This window comes from Pedobacter sp. ASV1-7 (assembly GCF_040203335.1).
Taxonomy (GTDB): Bacteria; Bacteroidota; Bacteroidia; order Sphingobacteriales; family Sphingobacteriaceae; genus Pedobacter.
Genome location: NZ_JBEHBV010000001.1, coordinates 1186907 through 1210312, shown reverse-complemented (window position 1 = coordinate 1210312; position 23406 = coordinate 1186907). Strand labels below are relative to the sequence as shown.

Below are 23406 nucleotides of genomic sequence, written 5' to 3'. Positions count from 1 at the left end.
AGGTTTATAGTTTATATTGGTTATCAGTTATATTTTTCACCAGGCCGTTAATGTATACCTCAATATTGGTATATCCAGTACTTAAATCATGGCCATTTGCATCTGCGACTTTAGGATTTAGCCCCTTTTCTACCTCCCAACTATCAGGCATTCCATCTCCATCTGTATCTATAAGGGGAGCAGTCCCATTTAAAACCGGCCATCCTCCAACGTCTGTCTGCGAATCTATTATCCCTCTTTTACCGGTTTTCGACCCATTATAGGTTGCTGTTCCATCTTTAAGCTCCTTCAAAATCCTGGTATCTACAGCATCCCTTTTATAGCTTGCTCCTCCATATAACAGGACCGCATTATAAGCCTGCAATGCAGTATGAGCTGTTATTGATTCTGATACAAATGGGCTTGTCATTTTTGCCAATGCATAATTAGCATCTCCCAGACCTGTTCCTTTATCCATTCCTCCACTCCAGTTGTCTGCAGTTACAGTCGCATTACCATCAACATAATTACCAGATGCATAAAACTTACCATAACCAGGGCCATACTTTGTCAGATCAGCCTCCATTGATATTTCCATAATCCGATTCCTTCTGTTACTGGCAGTCCCAGGCCCTGGTTTATAATAATTAGCTATCAGATTGTATTCTCCATTTTCTCCACCATAAGCACTATTTCCTCCCCAATTATAGATCACATTATTGCGATAATCTACTTTATCAATTCCAAATGGGCTACTTCCTGTCCCTGTCCTATGCCCTCCATCAAAGCGAGCGTTTCTACTGTTGTGATGCGCTAACAGGTTATGATGAAAAGTAACATTAGAGCCTCCCCAAATTGCACCATAACCATGATCATCTTTACCATGGAATGATTTATTTAAACTTTCTGAAAGAATACACCATTGCATCGTAAAATTCTTATTGGCATAAAAAGAAGAACATTCATCTATTGACCAACTCATGGAACAATGGTCAATTACGATATTCTGATGATAACGCCCCCATAAAGCATCTTGCTCATTTTCAGTCAGATCCCCCATTCTGAACCTCATAAAGCGAATAATTACATTATCAGCATCTATATTCATTTCATAATCCTGTATGCAGATCCCATCACCAGGAGCAGTTTGTCCGGCAATGGTTATATCTCCATTTTTGATTTGCAAACGTCTGCTCAACTTTATGTTTCCAGATACTTCAAAAACTATAATTCTGGCACCGGTTGCTTCAATTGCAGCCCTTAAACTTCCTACACCAGCATCATTAAGGTTAGTCACTTTAATAACCTTACCTCCTCGACCACCTGAAGCAACCTTTCCATAGCCTTCAACGCCAGGGAATGCCAAGGCATTTTCAGTAACCTGCCCCGGCTCCTCTTGTTTTAACGTTGGATCAACATATATTCCTGGCCCTGCAAATTTCGCTTGCTTTTCACATGAAGTAAAAGCCATTGTTGAAACCATTAACAGCTTTATAATGGTAGCTGAATTCATCATCTATTTATATTTCTTTAGGTCTGATTATTATTACTTCTTTAATAAATTTTAAGCAATACTCCCCTATACACGCATAAATAAACGTCTATAAAAATCTGTAACTATTTGCTTAGAAAAGAGGGTTGTCCAATTAGGACAACCCTTGCATTTTAATTATCTCCAACGTGGATCTCCCGCTGTTTCTTTACCAGTAAATGCATTATCAATAATTTTAAAGTTGCCATTGTCCGGATCTGCAAATAACTGTGTACTCAGCCCACTATAACCAGTAGCAGTAAAGGCATTTCCTGTAATCGCAGCATCAGAAGTCGTGAAACAATTATTAGCAATTAGATTTGTACCTGCATAACGTATTCCTTTTGCAGTAACTGCTGGGGAAAGTGTTTTCCCAAAAATGTTATTGTTAAATGAGAAGCTTCCAATCGTTTGACTATTATAATCTATAAAAATACGCCCGTTACCTGTGGTGTTGTTAAACGTACAATTCTCTATTGCAACAGATTGTGATGGTGTTGTACCATGTACAATAAGGGCATAACCAATTTTATAGAAGGTGCTATTCTTTATAGAAATATTATTTATTCTACTATTTGCAGCACCTGTTGCATGTATAAAGGCATAAGTTCCATTGGAATTATTATCACCAATATCATAAACCAAGCAGTTATTAACGGTAAATTTATCTATAGTGATTACGTTGGCACTTTGTACACGCATCGGACTGTTTACAAAATTTCTTATAGAACAATTTTGAAAGTTTATTTCTGCAGTTGTATTTGTTGCTCCCTGATTAAAAATATAGTTGCGTTTAGCTTGATTCGGATCTCCATTAGCAAAACCAGTAAAATCAATATTTTCAAATTTCAATGTTCCCGTAACAGCTGACAAGGTAATTCCATTAAAGGCCACGATAGGCTTATTAGGCCCGTCCTCACCATAGATAGTTAAAGAGATCCCTGAGGGAATAATTACCGGATTATCAGAATTATATTTTGAACCTTGTAAAAGGACAAAAATAGTTCCATTGGCGGCCGACTGAATCATCGTAGCCAAATCATCTGCAGGTCCAACGTTAATTACATTTGGCCCAGTTGGTAATGAAGATATAGTTGTAAAGCCATTCGTACCCCTTATAGATGTATTGAAATACAATGTAGCGGTATAAGCTGTTGCCGGAGTTAGATTGCTGATTACTTTTTCTCCTAAAGCCGCTTCTTCTGTCGTAATATCGTATCTAGTTGATCCAATCATTATATGCGACACCTGATTAGGAATTTTCCATTTCAGTTTTGCAGTTGTTGTAGTAAGGTCGGCTATATCAACTGGATACATGATCTGCTCCGTCTTTGTTTTGAAAGCAACCATTGCCCATTCCGATTCCTGTTTGCCTCCTGTACTATCTGTACCTTTTATTCGGGCTGAATATTGGGTATTTGGTTCAAGCAGATCTGGAATAGCAAAGGAAAATCCGCTTCCATCTTTTATCACTATTGCATTATAAGACTTAACAATTTCAGTGAATTTTAAACTATCCTTACTTAATTCAACAATGTAACTGTTTACGCCTGGCTTACCTTTAAATGTCAACTTTGCAGTAACACCGTCCACAGATGCCAGCACTTCAGAAGGTCTAAACAATCTACTGTGACTTTCGTCAACCTCCCATTCATTCATCTTCCGACAAGAAGTAACAGTCAACCCTATTAATACAAATAGGATTGCTGTTGTAAATATTTTATATAACCTATGTTTTTTCATTTTACAGCTATTTAGCATAATTAGAAACCGTATGAATTTTTTAATTTACCCTGAGAATCACTGATGACAGAGTTTGGTATTGGATACAAATGCCTGTTTTGAACACCATTTGCATTAAGTCCACTACTAAAAAGATTAATGCGCTCTGTATAACTGGTAATATCATTTGCTGAATATCCGGACATCCAATTAACCTTTGTATAACCTGGAATATCTACTGTTCCTTTATCCTGATAAAAATTAATATCTGGTTTATTCAGAATCTCATTATTAGATTCATACTTATAAAACAATGCTTTTGGAATTGACTGATAAGGCGCGGTACCTGCCAGCAGTTTTTTAAACTCTACTCTTTGTTCTTCTATTTTTGAAACCAGTAAATTCCATCTGATCAAGTCAAACTTCCTGATTGCTTCGCCACCAAACTCCCAGGCTCTTTCGTTTACAATAGCATTAAAGAAAGAAATTTCATCACCCAATGCATCTACATAAGCATCCACTTTTAAAGGGCGATCAGCCTCAGCAAATGCTCTGCGCCTAACTTCTTTTAATGCAAGTTTAGCTTCAGCAGTAGGCACACCATTTAAAGCATTCTCAGTTTCAGCCAACATCAATAAAATATCAGAATAACGCATTACCGCCCAATTGATACCATATCCAAATTTCCCTGCCGCAGCTTTATTTAACACACTCCAGCTCTCGCCCATAAAGCGTTGGTCCCATTTAGCAAAATTATAGGACATAGGGTTGGTCTGAAATACTTCTTTAATATCTGCAGCACCATTGCTATAAGTATAGTAAGCTATGGTATTATCTCTTCTGATATCTTTTTGATCAAAAGAATAAAAATAATAAGCTGTCGTATTGACTACGTTGGCATTATTTCCAAAGCCATATTTCGCATTTGTGTAGAATCTGATTCCTATAGAATACCCCATTTCTCCACTCCTACTCAGTCCATGCGCTACTTCGAACATATTTTCATTAAATGCGGCGTCTTGTTCAAAACGCCCCAGCTTTTTCCAGACATCTATGTAATTAGTATTTAACTGATGTACTCCCCTAAGTTTGATTTCCTTACATTGACGATTTGCCAACTCATAATACTTTCTCCAATCTGATCCTCTTTCAGTTGGGAATCCAGGTTTATTACGGATAGAATAACCTCCTCTAAAAAGTGCAATTCTAGCAGTCAGACCTTTAACAAAACCCTTTGTTACCATTTCTGTAGAAGAATAGTTACCTGTTCTTACCCATGGTACATATTGCTCTGCCTCACTCAAATCTGCTAACAGATAATCATAAATCACATCCCTGTCAGTTGCAGGCAGATATACATTTGAAAGGTCTGCTTTAGAAGGCTCAGATTTATAAGGTACATCGCCCCAGTTTTTTACCAGTTCAAAATAAGCAAGTGCTCTAAGCGTCAATGCTTCGCCCATGTAACCTTTCATAAGAGTCGAGTCTTTTGTAGACATTAAAGGACTCTTTTTTACTCCATCGATAAATAGATTCGATCTTTCTATCATTTTATAAATCAAAGACCATTCTCTGGCAATAGAGTTATTATCTGGTGTTCCCAGGTAATTAGAAAGACCTCTATTTGTATTTTCTTTATAACTACCTGCATCAGCTCCTACAATTTCAATGTCGGAGTTAGTAGCATAGTTTAAAGATAACCTCGCTGAATACATTTGATCTTGTGTTAACAAGGAATAAATTCCTGTTAAGGCATAGCTTGCATAGGTGGTTGAATTGTACACTACATCTGAAGTAAATTCTGATGGAGATGAACTATCTAAAAATCCTTTTTTACAAGAGCTTGCTGCCAGGGCTAAAACAGCTATATAGATTATAAGTGTTGTCTTTTTCATCGCTAATTATATTAAAATGCTACATTAAGTCCACCAATAAAAGATCGGCTCTTTGGATAAGCAGAATAGTCTACACCAGGTGTAACTGGAGGGTTTCTTCTGGTATCAACTTCCGGGTCAAAGCCCGTATAATTGGTAATGATAAACAGATTATAACCTGTCACATAAAACCTCAAACTACTCATACCCAATTTAGCAGAAACCTTTTTTGGTATGGTAAAACCTAGGGTAAGTGTATTTAACCTTAAGAAAGAGCCATCTTCTACTGCCCATGAATGCAAAGGTGTTTGTGTCATTATAGGGCTCCACAAAGAAGCATTTTGATTCAGCTCCATTAATCTGGCTGGATTACCATTGGCTCCTGTAGCCACGTTAAAACCAGTTACCGGATCAATAGTCGTAAACCTGTTTGCCAGACTCATCTCTCCTAATATATTCTGGTACTTTCTGGAAAGCAGATAAGAAGAGAAATCCAGCTTATTCGCATTATAAATCTTATTGCCTACAGTCCAGTTAAATGCTGCTGATAAATCAAATGCTTTATAAGTTCCGGTAAGTGTAAAACCTCCTGTATGTTTAGGATTTGCATTACCTAATACCACCTTATCCTCAGCGGTAATAAATCCATCTCCATTAACATCTTTAAACTTTAAAGTTCCCGGTCCAAAATAATTTGCTGAGATTATTCCACTATTGTCGGCTACACCTGAAGCAATATCCCATTTACGTGTTGTTGCATTCCAGTTAAAATCATTAAACCCATACATTCCTTCAGTGACATAGCCATACATCTGCCCTACTGGTTGCCCCTGTTGTATTAAGTAATCATCCAGTGGCTGTGCCGTACCGTTCCATCCAGAAGTATAAGTTTTGTAATTCACATCCCCGTTTCTGAACTCATCTACTTTGTTCTTGTTGAAACCTATATTAAATGAACCTTGCAATGAAAAATCTTTCCTTTGGATGATATAGCCGTCAATACTTAACTCGATTCCCCGGTTAGAGGTACTACCAAAGTTCTGGAACTGATATTGGAACCCTGAATTTGGAGATACAGGTGCTTGTACGAGTAAATCTTTAGTTGTATTCCAATAAGCATCAATTGTTGCGTTGATTTTACCTTTAAATAAGCTAATATCTGTACCTATATTTCTGTTGATGGTAGTTTCCCATTTCAAAGCAGGGTTAAACAAGGCGTTGCCGGGAATTAATTGGTTTGCTTCTTTTTCCCCAGGATAATAAGGCTTGTTTTCGTTACTTGAGCTATAATTTAACGCCCACATACCACTATTAATCCTATCATTTCCTGTACTACCATAACTCACTCTTAATTTCCACTGATCTAGCCAGTCCGACTGCTCTTTTAAAAATCCTTCTTCGGAAATTTTCCATGCTACTGCTACAGAAGGAAAGTACGACCATCGATTCTCTTTTGAGAACTTGCTCGATCCATCTGCTCTGAATGTTGCAGTCAATAAGTATTTATTCAAATATGAATAATTGGCACGTCCAAAGAATGAGGACAGGTTAGTTTCAGGTGAAATATAAGTAACCGTTGGAATCGGTGTTCCATACGCCATACTTGCCAAAACCTCTTCTGAAGTCATATTTATTGGAAAGAACCGGGATTGGTTATTTACTGACTTATCCCATTTTGAAATAATCTCCTGCCCTGCCACAATATTTAAACTGTGATCTTCATTTATAAACTTGGTCTTGTTATAGGTCAGATAATTTGAAATCCTGTAACTACCGCCATTCATGGTGCTTATTTTCCCCACTGGTTGTGCGCCATAATTACGAGCATCAGGAGTTGCAGGTCCCGAAACCTGATCTGTTCGTTCATTCTTAAATTCGTATCCCAATTCAGACCTTAATGAAAGTGCATTTGTAATTTTCCAGCGTAAACCTCCGTTGAAATTTGTTCCTAAACGATATTGCTTTTTGTACTCGTCATTAACAGACTTTACAGGATCATACAACAAACTACTCGTTTCAGCATCAATAAAATCATCATCATCTACTACCGACTGGTCAAACTCTCTTATGCCTCTGGTTGGTGCATATTTTATTGAGTTTCTTAATCTGGTATTAGATCCTGAGCCCGTATTTACCCCTGCACCATCAATCATCATATAAGATAAGCGCGTATTAAAATCTACACTTACCTTCGATGAAATCTCGGTATTCAGTTTAAAGTTTAGGTTATTCCGCTCGTATCCGGAACCAAGCATTACACTTTCTTCCTTATTTCTGGTGAGTCCGAGATTGTATCTGGAAGTTTTAGATCCGCCATTCAGCCCGATGTTGTAAAACTGTTGAGGAGCATTACGCCCAAAAACCTCATCCTGCCAGTTTCTTCCCTTAATCGATTTATAAATGTCCAGATCCTGAAATACCCCATAATAGTTTTGAAAAGTTGCTGTCTGATCTAATTCGTACTGATAAAGCACGTATTCATAAGGACTAAGTACACTTAATTCTTTTGTGATGTTTCTAAATCCAGCGTAAGCGTTTGCAGTTACACTCACCTTACCTTCTTTACCTTCTTTAGTTGTAATTACAATTACACCATTGGAAGCTCTTGATCCATAAATAGCCGTTGATGCAGCGTCTTTAAGAAAAGTAATAGATGCAATATCTGAAGAAGATATGTTACTGATGTTATCAACCGGAAAGCCATCTACTATATAAAGAGGCGAGTTATCCTGAGAGATAGAACCACCCCCACGAAGTCTTACTTTAATATCGGCATCGGGCGAGCCTTCTGTGGCCACCACTTGCAGTCCGGCTACCTTGCCAATCAAAGCTTCAGCAACGTTCGCAACTGGCACTTTTGCCAGATCTTCCCCTTTCACTATCCCTACCGACCCGGTTAAGTCTCCTTTTTTAGCTGTACCGTAACCAATTACGACTACCTCGTTCAGACCTTTTGTATCGTCTTCAAGTTTAACATTTAATTCTGTGCGACTTCCTACAGTCACCTCTTTGGTTATAAAACCAACATAAGTAAATACCAATACCGCATTACCTTCTTTAGGAATACTGAGACTAAAACCACCGTTACGATCTGTCGTTGTCACACTCGTTGTTCCCTTAAGCTTAATGCTTACCCCTATTAAAGGCCCCTTGTCATCAGTAACTTTACCAGTAATTTTCCGGGATTGCGCCCATGCTGTACTACAAATAAGTAGCAGCATAAAAAATGGAAGTAGTAATTTATTCATAGTTTATATTTAGTTTCTTTTTATTAACCAAACATGCTATTCAATCCTACTTTTTCAGAACCTTAAAATCCTCTCGTTTCGAGATGAAATAAGAAGCAGACTATTTTGTAAAAATAAATGAAGTCTCCGGTCTTAGAATGTTCGAATGGTTTAATATTTGGTTATTCGTTTTAACAAACTTACTGAACGGGGGCTTTTTTGAGGTCTAATTTTTGACGAAATACGTCCAAAAACTATCAAAAAACCACCTAAAAGGCATTTTATCACCCAGATTAGTTTTTGGAGGCTTTTGACTTTAAATATTCAGAAGGGGACACTCCATATTCTTCTTTGAAACATGTACTGAAATATTTTGCACTATTAAAACCAACAGCATAGGCAATCTCAGAGATATTCTGACCATTAGCATCCAGAAACTGTCTGGCTCTTTTCAATCGCATTTCACGAACAAATTCTACTGGTGCTCGATTGGTCAGACTTTTAAATTTCTTATAGAAAGTTGTCCGCCCCATACCAATAGATTCGGCTACTGCATCAATGTTAAACTCTACGTCTACCATACCATTTTCTACAATATCAATGATATCCTTTAAGAAAGTCTCATCTCTTGAAGTAATCACAATTTCTCCTGGACTCAGCTCTATAGTTTTCTTGCTGGCCAACAGCGATTCGAATCCTTTTTTACGCTGTTTCAAAAGGTTTTCTATCGAAGCAAGAATAAAATCTGTTTGAAATGGTTTAGTAATATAAAAGTCGGCTCCATATTTCAACCCTTCTATCTGATTTTCAATTGATGATTTGGCGGTAAGCAGTATGACTGGAATATGGCTGGTTGAATCATTGCGTTTCAATTTATCCAACAACTGAATACCATCCATTTCCGGCATCATAACATCACTCATTATTAAATCAGGGATAAATTTAAGCGCTAGCTCAAAACCTTCTTTTCCATCTCTGGCTTCTATTATTCTATAATACACCTTAAGCTGATCTGCCAGGAATTTCCTTAATTCATTGTTATCATCAATAAGAAGTACGAGTGGAAGAGATTCATTATCTCTCTCAGATATCTCGGTTGGCTTACCTAACACTTCATTAGACTTAGGCAAAATCAATTTAGGCAATACGTCCAGATCGGAAACCAAACTTTCTCCATTTTTGTAATGCTCTATCCCTGAAGGTAATTTTAGTTCAACTGTTAGTCCTTCACCTATATTATTTCTGGCTTCAATTTCCCCATGATGAATGCCCACTATTTCTTTACAAAGTGCCAGTCCAATTCCAGTTCCTTCCAGACTATTTCCAGGTGCCTTATCAATTTCATAATATAGCTCAAAAATGTCATCTAGCTTATCTGTTGGAACGCCAATACCCTGATCAACAACTCTGATGATAAAAATCCCATCACTAGGGTTATTATCAATTGCAATTGTAATGATCTTATTTGAAGGTGTAAACTTAAAGGCATTTGACAATAAGTTATATAGCACTATATCTATTTTTTCTGCATCTATCCAGGCATAGAGCTCTTTTACATTTGCAGAAATTAAGAGTTCAATTTGTTTCTCATTAGCAATTTCAGAGAAATGCGCTGCAATGTCCTTCACCAATGCCAATACATCTGTATAAGCTATTTTAAGATTCATTTTACCACTCTGAACCTTTCTAAAATCCAACAATTGATTGATAAACCTAACCATGCGATTTGCATTTCTGCGTACCACATTAATGTATTCCAGCCCCTTTGGCGACAAGTTTTCCTGTTTTGAAATCTCTTCAATTGGATTTACGATCAACGTTAAAGGTGTGCGTAATTCATGAGAAATATTAGTAAAAAAGCTAAGCTTAAGTTCTGTTAAACGCTGTTCAACAGTAATTCTATTGCGCAATCTGATCATTGTAAATATGATTCTGCGTGCTATTTCTATTAATGCACCAAATAAAAGAGCATATGCTATATACGCCCATATAGTACGCCATGGCGGTGGCGATATTGCAATAGATAATGTTTTTATGGGCAAACTATCGTACAAATCAGCATTCGTACTCTTTACTTCAAAAACATAATCACCAGGTGGCAGGTTGGTATATGTAGCTTTACGTTGATTTTTTACGGTATGCCATTCCGGATCAAATCCCTTTAAACGATAAGCATACACTTGTTTATTACTGGATCGATAATCTAATGCTGTAAAATCTATACTTATAATATTTTCATTGTATTTAAGTTTGATCTCTTTAGTATCATTAATATCAATTTTCAGAGGTGAATCTTGATCAACAGATACGACATCCTTATTATTGATCTGAAGATTGGTAAATGCCATTTGCGCTTTGATCTTTTGATCTGTAACCGCTTTAGGATTAAAAGTGATATATCCATTTATACAACCAAACAGCAAATCGCCATTGGGTAATTTTATACTTGAACCTTCAGAAAGACCAGTTTTTGGCAAGCCATCATAGGAATCATAATTCCGAAAACGTTCTTGTTCAGGATTCAGCTTGGCGATACCATTTTCCGTTCCCAGCCATAAATTATGGGCGTTATCTTCAATAATACTCAGAATATAATCGCTCGGCATCCCATCTTCTTTGGTGTACACCTTAAATTTTGGCCCTTTTTCGGAAAATTCCAAGACCTTGTTCAATCCACCCCCTGATGTAGCAACCCACATCCTATCCTTGCTATCCCTGTATATATACTGCGCATCATTATTACCCAGACTATTTTTATCCCCCGGGACTTTTCCATAGCTTTTAAAAGTATAATCTTCGGGTTTTCCCCTATCGGGATCAAATATAACCAGACCGTTTGTTGTAGCTACCCATATTTTACCAGTAGCATCCTGTGCAAGATGTCTTGCCTTCCAGGATCCTACCGGATAGTTTTTAAAAGAGTTACGGATATTTAAAAACTTTACCTTTTCCCCATCCTGTACAAGTAGATTGATGCCATACTGATAAGTAGCTACCCATATCCTTCCTTTAGTATCTTCCAGTACCGAATAAATCAGATCGCTACTTAAACTATTAACATCTTTCTTATCAGCTTTATAGTGAGTAAGCGTATAAGTTAAACCAGCCTTGTCATTAGGTATTGCTTTATATAAACCATTTCCTTTTGTTCCTAACCAGATGGTACCATCACGTCCCTGAATCATATTATAAACAAGGCCTAAGCTCCCTGCTGGCTTATTTACAAAAATATTATCCACCCTTTTTCCCTGATCATACACATATAGATTACCTGATTTTGAAGCAATCCATAAACGCTGGTTTCTATCACTAAATATGCCTCTTATTTCATTATCAGATTTGTTAAGTGTTTCTGAAACCAGCAAACCATGTTTAAAGTCATTGGCTTGAAAAATGATTTTCTCTATTCCCCGATCTCTTGTACTGAGCCACATCACTCCTGCAGGATCAAAATAACTTGAAATGACAATATTTGAAAACTGATGATTTGCTGATCCAGGCTTGTTGTAAAAATATTCAATCTTATCCGCAGCAGGATTATAATAGCCAAAACCACCACTTTTCATGCTCATCCATACCCTATTGTTATGATCTTCAAAAACCTTGTATTCTTTTGCAGTATTGAAGAAATTAGCATCATTTTCCTGAAAAAAAAACTTAAAACTTCGAGCAACGGGACTGTACATAACCATTCCCTTTTTTTCAGGTTCAATCCATAATAACCCTGACCTATCTTCATATATGGAAAGCAAAGAAACTTCCCCGGGCATTATTGCGACAGAACTTTGAAAGTTATCATTGTTTATGGTGATTACTTCGCTGTTTGCAGTTGCATATAACAGCTGTCCATTTCTAGCAAGATGTAAATCATTAATCTTGTTTTCAGATATATTCTTCTTAATGAAGTTCCCTGAATTTTTATGATACCTTACCAATTGCCCATCGCCTGTGCCAAACCAAATATATTGTTGATTTTCAACTACACAGGTATAGGCTGTCCCAGTAGCAAAGCTGGCATCAACAGGTTTATTCTTATAGTTTTCAAATCCATCGGTCGACAAACAGTTAAGACCACCACTTGTACCCACCCATACATTTTGCTGTCTATCACCATATATAAAATTAACCTTGTTAGAAAACAACTTGAAATCAGTCTTTAAACCAGCCTCATACCTGGTTATTGCTGGTTTACCATTCGGTATATCTTTTATAGCAAAAATACCCTTATCAGGTGTACTTAGCCATACGCCATTCTTTCCTGCCAATACAATATTGGAGAATAAAACATTGTCAATTTTCTTTTCTGCGAGGATATTCGAAATAGAGAGGAACTTCTTATTCTTCTTATCAAACCTGTACACCTGGTTATCATAAACTTCAAGCCATAGATAACCGTGTTTATCTTCTTTTATATTATCAACCCGATTAATCTTCAGACTTGAACTATCCCCAGGTCGAGTTTTATAAGTTACAAAATTATGCCCATCAAATCTATTTATACCGTCCCAGGTGCCAAACCACATAAAACCATCACGGTCTTTCATGATATTCATTACCCCATCGTGTGATAAACCATCTTCTGTCGAGTAATGTTCAATCTTACATTTGATTTGAGCAATCCCCTCTACTGTTAAGAACAGCATTAGTAGAATAGAATACAAGCCAACTCTTTTAAGCATAATACATGTTAACCTATGCACAATTATATCTGGTACTAACAAGATTAAATACTATGTCTTAATAAAAAAAGGATATAGACATTTAAAATTGTGCAATCGTTTTCCGCTTTAATATACTCCAAATTAGCAAATAATAAAAACCGTTCCTTTCAACTAAATACCTGAGTTTACAGCCTGACAATTATTTAAAATAATTCTAAATTAATTTGGTGATTAATCTATCAGATATTACTTTTGCGCCCGTAGAATTAATCTAAATAAATACATGAAATACATATACGCATTTGTAATTATCCCAATGCTTTTCTCGTTTAATCAACCAGCTTTTTCTCAATTAGCCTCTGCACCAGCAAGAGGAAGCATAAAAGGTAGAGTTAGGACTAATGATGGAAAACCTGCTCCTTTTGTAAACATTTTTATAGTAGAGAACAATAAAAAAACATTATCAGATGAAGACGGTTCTTTTACTTTCATCAATTTAAAAGATGGTACATATACTTTAAAAACTTCATTTGTCGGACTTCAGGTTCAGTCGCAAAAAGTAACAGTAAGAGAGGGTGAAACTTCCACTGTTGACTTTGTCCTTTCTGAAAGTCTCGCTCAATTGGATGAAGTTTCCATTAGTGGTTATAAGAGCCCGAATCAAAAGCCGACTACCTTAGGTAAGATCGCTATTGCACCTAAAGACCTGCCTCAGTCTGTTCAAATAATAGGTACAAAAGTTATTGCCGATCAGCAAGCCAATCGCTTAAGCGACGTGATGAAGAATGTTAATGGTGTGGCTTTGGGTGCTAACCGTGGTTCGGTTGGTGAAAACTTTTATGCAAGAGGCTACAGTCTCGGTTCAAATAACGTATTTAAAAACGGTGCTCGTACTACCATTGGAGGCATGCCCGAAGCCAGTACATTAGAATCAGTAGAAGTGCTCAAAGGTAGTTCCGCTCTGTTGTATGGTGGTGTTAGTGGCGGAGCAGTTGTAAATATGGTTACCAAAAAGCCTAAGTTTGAATCAGGAGGCGAAGTATCAATGCGCGTCGGTAGCTACGACATGTACAAACCTATTGTTGATGTTTATGGCCCACTCTCAGGTAAAGTTGCTTACCGTGCTATCGGCTCTTATGAAAAAGCAGGTAGTTACAGAGATCATGTATGGTCTGATAGAATTTATGTAAACCCTTCTATCTTATATAAGATTAGTGAAAACACAGACCTGTTAATTCAGGCTGATTACCTAAAAAGTAATTTCACACCAGATTTTGGTATTGGAACCGTTGATAATCAAATCTCTCCCCTTGGAAGGAATGCTTTTATCAATACCACTTGGGCTTACAATAAAACCAATACAGGAACACTACAAGCAGCGTTAAACCATAAACTTAATGACAACTGGAAATTGAGTGCAATTGTTGGTGTACAATCTTATAACAGGGATTATTTTTCTAGTGAACGTCCCTTTACAACCGCTGGTATTTGGTATCGTGCATTAACCCGCTCAAGAACGAGAGAGCTGACTTATAACGAGCAGATCAACTTAACAGGCACCATTAAAACTGCTGGAATTGTACATCAATTATTAGTTGGTGTGGATGGCGATCAATCGAATATTATTACTGGAGGTTTTACTAATCCTAATTTATTAACTAGTCCTGTTGATGCTAATCCATCTAAAACAAAATACTACGACAAGTTAAATCTGCTTGATCCTAATAGTTTCAATGTACCCTCAAATTTTAACATGCCTCAAACTACGTTGCTTACCAATACAACAGCAACAGTAAGCAGGTTTGGCGGTTTTGTACAGGATCTGATTAGTCTGACTGATAAATTTAAAGTTTTAGCTGGAATAAGATGGACATTCCAGGAAACTCCGAAAACGAATATAACAACACTTGAAACTCGAATAGAAACTAAAGGAGCTGCTAATTTAAAAATCGACAAAGCTTTTTCTCCTAAATTGGCGCTGATTTATCAACCAATTAAATCTACCTCTGTATATGCAAGTTATTCCAATAACTTCATTTCAAATAGTGGCACGGATGTATCAACAAACGCACCAATGGGGCCTTCTATTATTGATCACTATGAAGCTGGAATTAAAAATGACTTTCTTGATGGCCGACTATCAGTTAATGTTACCGGTTACCAAATCATGAATGATAGATTTGCCCAACAAGCGCTAGTTAACACAAGTGGGCAACCTAATGCAGATGCGAATATTAAAGAATTTACTGGAAAAACACAAAGCAATGGTGTTGAAGTAGATGTTACTGCTACACTTGTAGATGGTTTAAACTTTATTGCAGGCTATAGTTATAACTACATGCGCTATACAGAGACATTACCGTATAAAGAAATAATAACTCAAGATCCTGCTTATCCAAATGATCCAACTAAAACTAAAACTACTATTGTTAGTGGTATTGTTGAAGGTGAGCGTTTAGTTGGCACCACTAAAAACACGGCCAATGCAAGTTTATTCTATACTGTTCAAAATGGTGGCTTAAAAGGTTTTAAATTAGGTGCTTCAGCATTTTACACTGGTGATCGTAACGGTGGGCGTAACACAAATAAAGCTGGAACTTCTTCAGGCATCATTCCTATCAAAGGTTTCACAACTTTCGATTTGTCTGCCGGTTATGCTTTCAAAAGATTCAGCATCCTTGGTAAACTATCTAACATCACCAACGAACTGAACTATTACATTCATGAAAACTATAGTGTGAACCCAATTCCACCAAGACAGTTCATGACTACATTAGCATATAAATTCTAATTTGCATCTCAAACTACCTATAAAAAACGGGTTATCTCTCTAAAGATAATCCGTTTTTTTATCCCCCGTAATGTCAACATCATACTTGAAAATAAAATCACCATCTCCGTTGTTTTATATTTTTATGTTAAATTATGTTAAGCCCTTGCTAGCTTCAATGCCTTTACATAGCTTAGCGTCCTGTTATTTTTAATTGACGTTATCGTATTATTACCTTATCTTTGCACAATGTTTAAAATTAAACACGTATTACTATTAAGTTTCACCATTATAGCCCTGACTATTGCGGGTTGCAAAAGCCAGTTTGAAAAAATCAGACTGAGCAACGATGTAGCCAAAAAATACCAGGAAGCTATGCGGCTGTATAACAAGAAGAATTATTCAAAAGCATTAATTCTGTTCGAAGAACTTTCGCAAAAATACAGAGGAAGGGCTGAAGCTGAAGAGTTAAACTATCATTACGCTTTAACACTTTACAAAATAAAAGATTATACGACTGCAAGATATCAGTTTAAATCATTTGCTGACACTTACCCTACCAGTAAATATGCTGAAGAATGCAGATATATGAGTGCTTTTTGTTATTATCTTGATTCACCAGCACCAAGCCTGGATCAGGAAAACACTTATAAAGCAATAGACGCTTTACAATTGTTCATCAACTTTTATCCAAAAAGCGAACGTGCTGCAGATGCTAGTAAATATATAGGCTTATTGCGTGCTAAACTGGAAGACAAAGCTTACAATAATGCTAAGTTATATTATGACCTCGGTGGATATGATGTAAGTAATTATAAAGCAGCAGTTATTGCATTACAAAATGCACAAATTGATTATCCAGATATTAAGTATGCTGAAGAAATGGATTTACTGATCATCAAATCACAGTTTGCTTATGCAAAAAACAGTTTGGAGACTCGTCAGGAAGATCGTTTCAATGAAGCTATTGGATATGCAGATGAATTTATAGATAATCATCCTCAAAGCAAATTATTGGCAGATGCTAAAGCATTGAAGAAATCCAGCGAAGAAGGTATAGAAAATGCAAAACGCTATCTTGCTGAAGTTGCTAAAAATCAGGAAAAATATAAAGCGTTACTGGCAAAGGATGCCAAATCAGACACTACAAGTAAGACTACAAAAAAACCCATCAAATAATGAATACTAATAAACCAGCTGTACCGAATACTACGGTAACCAGAAATGTTAATGATTTAGATCAGAAAACAAGTAATATTTATGAGTCTTTGGTTATTATTTCTAAAAGGGCTAATCAGATCTCAAACAACATGAAAGAAGAGCTACATGGCAAACTTGCTGAGTTCGCTTCTTCTAACGATAACCTGGAAGAGATTTTCGAAAACAGAGAACAAATTGAAATCAGCAAGCACTATGAGCGTTTGCCTAAACCTACTTTAATAGCAATCGATGAGTTCCTGAATGATAAGATCTATTTCAGAAATCCTGCTAAAGAACAACAATAAAAATACGCATAGGTATTAAATTGCATTCTTGCATACCTTAAAACCATGCTTAAAAATAAAAAAATAATTCTTGGCGTTTGTGGCAGCATTGCAGCTTATAAATCAGCTATACTGGTTAGGCTATTGATTAAAGCTGGTGCAAACGTCAAAGTAATTCTTACAGCCGATGCGGCAAACTTTATAACTCCGCTCACTCTGGCTACTCTAAGTAAGAATCCTGTTTACACCCAATATTTCGAAGAAGAAACCGGCGTATGGAGCAATCATGTAGAGTTAGGTTTATGGGCTGACTTTATGATCATTGCACCGGCAAGTGCTAATACGTTGGCAAAAATGGCCGGAGGCTTGTGCGACAACCTGCTTACTGCTGTGTACTTATCTGCAAAGTGCCCGGTATATGTTGCCCCGGCAATGGATCTGGACATGTGGAAACACGAAAGTACCAGAAATAACATAGATAGAATATTATCTTATGGAAATCAGGTCATACAACCTGGTAATGGGGAATTAGCAAGTGGTTTGTATGGCGAAGGCCGAATGGCTGAACCTGAGGAAATCGTAGACTTTCTGTCCGACAAGGTTAAAATCTCCCTTCCGTTATTGGGTAAGAAAGTTTTGGTAACGGCCGGGCCTACTTATGAAGCTATTGATCCTGTACGATTTATTGGCAACCACTCCTCAGGAAAAATGGGCTTTGCCATTGCAGATCAATTCGCAGTTTTAGGTGCAGATGTAACCCTGATTACAGGACCAACTTCCGAAAAAAGTAATTATCCGTTAAAGCGTATCGATGTGGTTAGTGCCGCAGATATGCTGCATGCCTGCAAATCAGAATTCAAAGTAGCAGCAATTACAGTAATGAGTGCGGCCGTTGCAGACTATACACCTATTAAGAAAGCCGATCAAAAGATTAAAAAGACTAATACGGAATTTAGCCTGGATTTAAAAAAGACAGAAGATATACTGGCTACATTAGGGCAATTAAAAACTACAGAGCAAATATTAGTAGGATTCGCCTTAGAAACTGAGCACGAAGAAGAGCATGCCAAAGCTAAGCTAGTAAAGAAAAATCTTGATCTTATCGTTTTAAATTCACTCAACGATAAAGGAGCAGGCTTCAAAATGGACACCAATAAAATCACTATCTTTAATAAAGCAGCCGAAAAAACGGTTTTTGAAATGAAATCAAAAACTGAAGTTGCCATCGATATCTGTAATGAAATATTAAAACTGGCTAAAGCATGAACCAACGTTACTCCCTTTTATTTCTGATATTTTTCTTCTATTATAGCTTTTCTAATGCCCAGGAACTCAATACAAGAGTACAGGTTTTAGCTCCTGCTGTTCCAAACATAAACAAAAGAAACGTAGAGGTACTCCAAAATGCTATCAGGGATTTTTTGAATAACAATAAATGGAGTAACGAAACTTACACAGCTACTGAAAGGATTGAATGCAATTTTGTTATCACCTTAACAGCTTGGGATGGGAATTCTGCTTATAAGGCCGAAGCTCAAATACAATCCAGTCGCCCCGTGTATAATACCGCTTACAATAGTACATTATTAAATATAAGCGACAAGGATTTTGACTTTAATTATAGTGAAGGGCAACCGCTTGATTTCTCGGATCAGAACTTTATTTCCAACCTAAGCTCATTGCTTAGTTTTTATGCTTATACCATTATAGGTTTAGATAAAGACAGCTACAGTAAACTAGGTGGTATGCCTTATTATAATAAAGCTCAAAATGTTTTAAATATTGCTCAGGTTGCAGGCAATAAAGGCTGGAAGGCTTTCGACGGCTTAAAAAACAGGTATTGGCTTATTGAAAATCTTCAGAATAAAGGCTTTGAAAGTCTTAGGGAATTTATTTATTCCTATCATCTGAATGGATTAGACCGTTTACAGGAAGACCCAGCCAAAGGTGCCAAAAAAATTATTAATCTATTATCTGATTTGAAGCAATTGGATAAACAAAAAGTTGGATCCATATTCCCTAATATGTACCTGGCCACTAAAGCAGATGAGCTGGTAAACATTATTTCTTTAACTGATCAGCAAGAGAAAATAAAAGCCTATAACTTACTTTCAGAAATTGACCCCGCAAACCTCAACAAATATGAGGCACTAAAAACATCCCGTTAAGTCTTAATTTACAACATCTTAAAAAAAGTGTTAAATTATTTTGCATCTACGAACAGATTCGTATATTTGATTACGAAACAATTCGTAGAACAATGTCATGACAGAAGTAAATCATCTTAAAGCTACAGAAAGTGAACTTGAAATCTTACAGATTCTGTGGGAAAAAGGGAACTGTACAGTGAGGGAGGTTCATGAAATTTTAGAAAAGAGCAAGGAATCTGGTTACACCACCACTTTGAAGCTAATGCAAATTATGCATGAAAAAGGTTTGGTTGCCCGCGACACCTCTGCCAAAACTCATGTTTATCGTGCTTTGCAGAATCAGGAAAAAACACAACAACACCTGGTCAATAAAATGATCGACAATGTATTTAATGGTTCTGCAGCCCGTTTGGTGATGCAAGCATTGGGTAATCATAGCACAAGCAAAGACGAAATAAATGCAATAAAGGAATACCTGGATCAACTTAGTAAAAAATAAGCTATGGAACCAATTTTAAACAACTTGATTAAGGCAGTTGGCTGGAGCATTTTACACTCCTTATGGCAGGGAGCCATCATTTATGGATTATTATTGCTAATAGCAATGACTGTTCCTAAACTGCAATCCAGAATAAAACATAACCTTGCTTTCAGCGCCATTACCCTTATCTTTATCTGCTTTTGCCTTACCTTTTTTTCGATTTTTAAACTACCGACAGTTACAACACATCAACATAGCACAACATTCTTTTTAACGGCTGAATATGATCAGTCAATAAGTTCACTTCCAGGACTAATTAGTAGCAAAACGGAACTTTTCTTCCCTTACATTGTTGGCATTTACAGTATAGGGTTACTTTTTCAGTTACTGGTACTTGGCATGGGCTATAAGCGTATGCTTGACCTTAAAAGAGCGATTCATTTCTCTGTTCCCGCTGAATGGGATGCTTCATTTAGAAGACTTATTTTACAATTAAAATTTCGTCGTTCTATCGGCTTCTATTTGTCTGATAAAATTAATGTACCTCTGGTAGTCGGATATTTTAAACCTATCATACTTTTCCCTATTGGTTTGGCATCGCAACTTGACATGGATCAGGTAGAGGCCATCCTAATTCATGAGCTATCACACATCAGAAGAAATGATTACCTGCTCAATCTCATTAAAACTGGTATTGAAACATTGCTCTTCTTTAATCCATTTATATGGTTAAGCGGAAAATTCATAAATATTGAAAGGGAACATGCCTGCGACGATCTCGTATTGAAGTTCACTGGAAATCCGATGACCTATGCTCATGCACTTTTAAAACTCGAGCTATTAAAAGATAAATCAGCACCAGCCTTTTCTATGGCTGCATCAGGAAAGAATCAACATTTATATCAACGTATTAAAAGAATCACTGATATGAAAAATAACTATATGAATGTAAGACAACAAATGTTTGTCATTACGTTAACCATTGCTACTGTAATTTCATTAGCATGGATAAAACCTTTAAAGGCAGAAAAAACAGTTGCAAAAATTAGCAAGGAAACACGTACAGAAATTGCAGATTTCAGCATTCAGCAAATTCCAACACCGCCAAAAGTACATGCAGCTCCTAAACCCTCTACTAAGCCTCATAACTCAACCATCTGCATTCCTGAACCGCCAACACCCCCTAATGCCCCTCTTGCTCCCAAGGCTTCTATTCCTGTACCACCAGTACCACCTCATCATATTGACCAGGATACAACAAAAAAGAAATCGAAATACTGGATCATTTCTATTGACGAACAAGGCAATAAGAAAGAATATAAGTCTGTAAAAGAAATGCCTCAAAAAGAGCGTATGCAGATGCTTAATGAAACTTACAACATTGATTTAGACAATGAAATAAATATTAATGTCGACTCTATAGTAAACAAAAGTCTAGCATTTTTGAAATCTCCTGAATGGAAGAATTCAATGGCTGCAATTGGGAACTCTGCAGAGAATATTGGTAAGTACTTCAATTCAAGTGATTGGAAAAAACAACAGGCAGAAATCAACAAAAACGCAGAAAATGTCAGCAAATACTTCAATTCAAAAGAATGGAAAAAACAACAGGAAATCATTCGTCGTAACGCTGAGAAAATAGAAAAGAATGCAGAGAAAATAGAGAAACATATAAACAGCAAAGAATTTAAACTAAAAATTGAAGAGGCAAAAAAGGCAATTAAAGAAAAAGAAGTACAAGACCATAAACCATAGCAGATATAACCTATCAACACTATTTTAATTATAAGCCAGAAGAATAATCTTCTGGCTTTTTTGTGTTGTTCATCGCTAAGTTTTCCTAATTTAGCAACATCTTATGTTACAAAAACTTTCGATCCGTAATTACGCTTTGATAGACAGCGTTGAGCTGGAACTTGATAAAGGTTTAAATATCATCACCGGTGAAACTGGGGCTGGTAAGTCAATCATGCTTGGTGCATTATCATTGATATTGGGCCAACGTGCTGAAACAAAGTATTTTTTCAATCAGGATAAGAAATGTATCATTGAAGGTTGGTTTTTACTGTCTGACCAATTGCTAAAAGGCTTATTTGAAGAAAACGATCTTGACTTTTACAAGGAGAATATTCTAAGAAGAGAAATCTCTACCGATGGCAAATCGAGAGCATTTATTAATGACACACCGGTAACACTTACCGTTATGAAGCAGATTGGAGAACGTCTGATTGACATCCACTCACAACATGCTACACTTGAAATCAGCGACCCGGCCTTTCAATTATCTGTTGTCGATACACTTGCCGGACATCAGCAAATTTTGGTCGATTACCGCATCAAATTCAAGCAATATAAACAACAGCAACAGCTTTTAACAGGTTTACAGGAAAAAGCCATTGAAGCCAGAAACAAGCAGGATTATGAACAATTTCTGTTTAATGAGCTGGAATTAGCTGAACTTCAATCTGACGAACAAGAGAAGCTAGAAACAGAATTACAAATGCTCAATAATGCAGAAAGCATTAAAAGGAGCTTACTAATGGGATATAACTTGTTGGGCGATGAAGAAACTGCAGTATTACCGATTTTAAAAGAAGTAATCAGTCAGCTGCAACAGATAGAAAAATTTAACACTGATTATGAGGCGTTAAATGAACGATTACGCTCTTCTTTGATAGAATTAAAAGACATTGCATCGGAATTATCTGGCCTGGAAGAAAGCATAGTTTTTAATCCATCCAGAATTGAGGCTATCCACATTCGTTTAGATCTTATTTATAGTTTACAACAGAAACACAGAGTAAATTCCATTCCCGAATTACTTTCCATACAAGAACAGCTATCAGAAAATCTAGCTGATATTTTGAGTGGTGATGAGGAGATTGAGCGCATCATCAAGGAGCTTGAATTGATGCATACAGAACTAGAGCGAATCGCAGGAAAACTTAGTCTAAACCGCAGTAAAGCAATCGAGATTACGGAAAAGAGTGCGGGTAAAGTATTGCAGCAGGTTGGTATGCCCAATGCAAAAATTAAGATAGAGCAATCGACAGCAAAAGAGCTCAACAAAGATGGTAAAGACCTCATTTCTTTATTATTCTCAGCCAATAGCGGACAAGCGCCAGCTCCTGTAGCTAAAGTTGCATCAGGAGGAGAGCTCTCTCGTCTGATGTTGGCTATTAAATCTATCATGGCTAAACACACTTCACTTCCTACCTTGATTTTTGATGAGATCGATACCGGGATTTCTGGAGAAACAGCATTACGTGTTGGTGATGTTATTGGTGAACTGGAAAAAAACATGCAGGTTATCTGTATTACCCACCTTCCCCAAATTGCAGCAAAAGGGAATGCACATTATTTTGTGTATAAAAACGAGCAGGGTGAGCGAACTACTACAGGCATCCGCAGATTAGACAATACCGCCCGAGTTGATGCTATTGCAGAAATGTTAAGTGGGAAAAAACCAGGTGTTTCTGCTATGGAAAACGCCAAAGATCTGCTGGGGTATAAAAATTAAAACAAAA

13 protein-coding genes are annotated in these 23406 nt (G+C 36.7%); 8 read left to right on the top strand and 5 right to left on the bottom strand.

Features of this window, described 5'->3' with window-relative positions; genetic code table 11:
- Positions 1-4: 4 nt before the first annotated feature.
- From ABDJ41_RS05160 to ABDJ41_RS05140, 5 genes are all read right to left on the bottom strand, one after another.
- On the bottom strand, positions 5-1495 hold the full coding sequence (locus ABDJ41_RS05160) for a pectate lyase (RefSeq protein ID WP_349784709.1): 1491 nt from the start codon (positions 1493-1495) through the stop codon (positions 5-7).
- A gap of 153 nt (positions 1496-1648) precedes the next feature.
- On the bottom strand, positions 1649-3253 hold the full coding sequence (locus tag ABDJ41_RS05155) for a DUF5123 domain-containing protein (protein ID WP_349784708.1): 1605 nt from the start codon (positions 3251-3253) through the stop codon (positions 1649-1651).
- Positions 3254-3273: 20 nt separating this feature from the next.
- A complete protein-coding gene (locus ABDJ41_RS05150) occupies positions 3274-5127 on the bottom strand; it encodes a RagB/SusD family nutrient uptake outer membrane protein (RefSeq protein WP_349784707.1) in 1854 nt (617 codons plus the stop codon).
- A gap of 11 nt (positions 5128-5138) precedes the next feature.
- Complete coding sequence (locus ABDJ41_RS05145; RefSeq protein ID WP_349784705.1) at positions 5139-8354, bottom strand: SusC/RagA family TonB-linked outer membrane protein; 3216 nt, start codon at positions 8352-8354, stop codon at positions 5139-5141.
- Between the two features lie 272 nt (positions 8355-8626).
- Complete coding sequence (locus ABDJ41_RS05140) at positions 8627-13012, bottom strand: hybrid sensor histidine kinase/response regulator transcription factor (RefSeq protein ID WP_349784704.1); 4386 nt, start codon at positions 13010-13012, stop codon at positions 8627-8629.
- Positions 13013-13277: 265 nt separating this feature from the next.
- Here ABDJ41_RS05140 and ABDJ41_RS05135 point away from each other — a divergent pair, with 265 nt between their 5' ends.
- The 8 genes from ABDJ41_RS05135 to recN all read left to right on the top strand — a co-directional run bounded on the left by ABDJ41_RS05135 (position 13278) and on the right by recN (position 23399).
- Entirely contained in the window at positions 13278-15785 is a 2508-nt protein-coding gene (locus ABDJ41_RS05135) for a TonB-dependent receptor domain-containing protein (RefSeq protein WP_349784703.1), read from the top strand.
- Between the two features lie 228 nt (positions 15786-16013).
- Positions 16014-16943 (top strand): outer membrane protein assembly factor BamD, encoded by a 930-nt coding sequence (locus ABDJ41_RS05130; protein ID WP_349784702.1) that lies wholly within the window; start codon positions 16014-16016, stop codon positions 16941-16943.
- On the top strand, positions 16943-17269 hold the full coding sequence (locus ABDJ41_RS05125) for a DNA-directed RNA polymerase subunit omega (RefSeq protein WP_349784700.1): 327 nt from the start codon (positions 16943-16945) through the stop codon (positions 17267-17269). Before ABDJ41_RS05130 ends, ABDJ41_RS05125 begins: the two co-directional genes overlap by 1 nt.
- A 45-nt stretch (positions 17270-17314) precedes the next feature.
- On the top strand, positions 17315-18514 hold the full coding sequence (gene coaBC, locus ABDJ41_RS05120; RefSeq protein ID WP_349784698.1) for a bifunctional phosphopantothenoylcysteine decarboxylase/phosphopantothenate--cysteine ligase CoaBC: 1200 nt from the start codon (positions 17315-17317) through the stop codon (positions 18512-18514).
- Positions 18511-19416, top strand: a complete 906-nt coding sequence (gene porD / locus ABDJ41_RS05115) for a type IX secretion system protein PorD (protein ID WP_349784696.1) — start codon at positions 18511-18513, stop codon at positions 19414-19416. The genes coaBC and porD overlap by 4 nt, the downstream gene beginning before the upstream one ends.
- Before the next feature lie 97 nt (positions 19417-19513).
- Positions 19514-19897, top strand: a complete 384-nt coding sequence (locus ABDJ41_RS05110) for a BlaI/MecI/CopY family transcriptional regulator (RefSeq protein ID WP_349784694.1) — start codon at positions 19514-19516, stop codon at positions 19895-19897.
- Positions 19898-19900: 3 nt separating this feature from the next.
- Positions 19901-21634 carry a M56 family metallopeptidase gene (locus ABDJ41_RS05105; RefSeq protein ID WP_349784693.1) on the top strand — a complete coding sequence of 578 codons (1734 nt, stop codon included), beginning with the start codon at positions 19901-19903 and terminating at the stop codon, positions 21632-21634.
- Positions 21635-21737: 103 nt separating this feature from the next.
- Positions 21738-23399: a DNA repair protein RecN gene (gene recN / locus ABDJ41_RS05100; protein ID WP_349784691.1), complete on the top strand. Its 1662-nt coding sequence runs from the start codon at positions 21738-21740 to the stop codon at positions 23397-23399.
- The last annotated feature ends 7 nt before the right edge of the window (positions 23400-23406 follow it).

Bases quoted from the DNA above. Each gene is read 5' to 3' on its own strand.
- ABDJ41_RS05150 (WP_349784707.1), bottom strand. From the start codon at position 5,127: ATGAAAAAGACAACACTTATAATCTATATAGCTGTTTTAGCCCTGGCA.
- coaBC (WP_349784698.1), top strand. From the start codon at position 17,315: ATGCTTAAAAATAAAAAAATAATTCTTGGCGTTTGTGGCAGCATTGCA.
- ABDJ41_RS05155 (WP_349784708.1), bottom strand. From the start codon at position 3,253: ATGAAAAAACATAGGTTATATAAAATATTTACAACAGCAATCCTATTT.
- ABDJ41_RS05160 (WP_349784709.1), bottom strand. From the start codon at position 1,495: ATGATGAATTCAGCTACCATTATAAAGCTGTTAATGGTTTCAACAATG.
- ABDJ41_RS05130 (WP_349784702.1), top strand. From the start codon at position 16,014: ATGTTTAAAATTAAACACGTATTACTATTAAGTTTCACCATTATAGCC.
- porD (WP_349784696.1), top strand. From the start codon at position 18,511: ATGAACCAACGTTACTCCCTTTTATTTCTGATATTTTTCTTCTATTAT.
- recN (WP_349784691.1), top strand. From the start codon at position 21,738: ATGTTACAAAAACTTTCGATCCGTAATTACGCTTTGATAGACAGCGTT.
- ABDJ41_RS05110 (WP_349784694.1), top strand. From the start codon at position 19,514: ATGACAGAAGTAAATCATCTTAAAGCTACAGAAAGTGAACTTGAAATC.
- ABDJ41_RS05135 (WP_349784703.1), top strand. From the start codon at position 13,278: ATGAAATACATATACGCATTTGTAATTATCCCAATGCTTTTCTCGTTT.
- ABDJ41_RS05140 (WP_349784704.1), bottom strand. From the start codon at position 13,012: ATGCTTAAAAGAGTTGGCTTGTATTCTATTCTACTAATGCTGTTCTTA.
- ABDJ41_RS05145 (WP_349784705.1), bottom strand. From the start codon at position 8,354: ATGAATAAATTACTACTTCCATTTTTTATGCTGCTACTTATTTGTAGT.
- ABDJ41_RS05105 (WP_349784693.1), top strand. From the start codon at position 19,901: ATGGAACCAATTTTAAACAACTTGATTAAGGCAGTTGGCTGGAGCATT.
- ABDJ41_RS05125 (WP_349784700.1), top strand. From the start codon at position 16,943: ATGAATACTAATAAACCAGCTGTACCGAATACTACGGTAACCAGAAAT.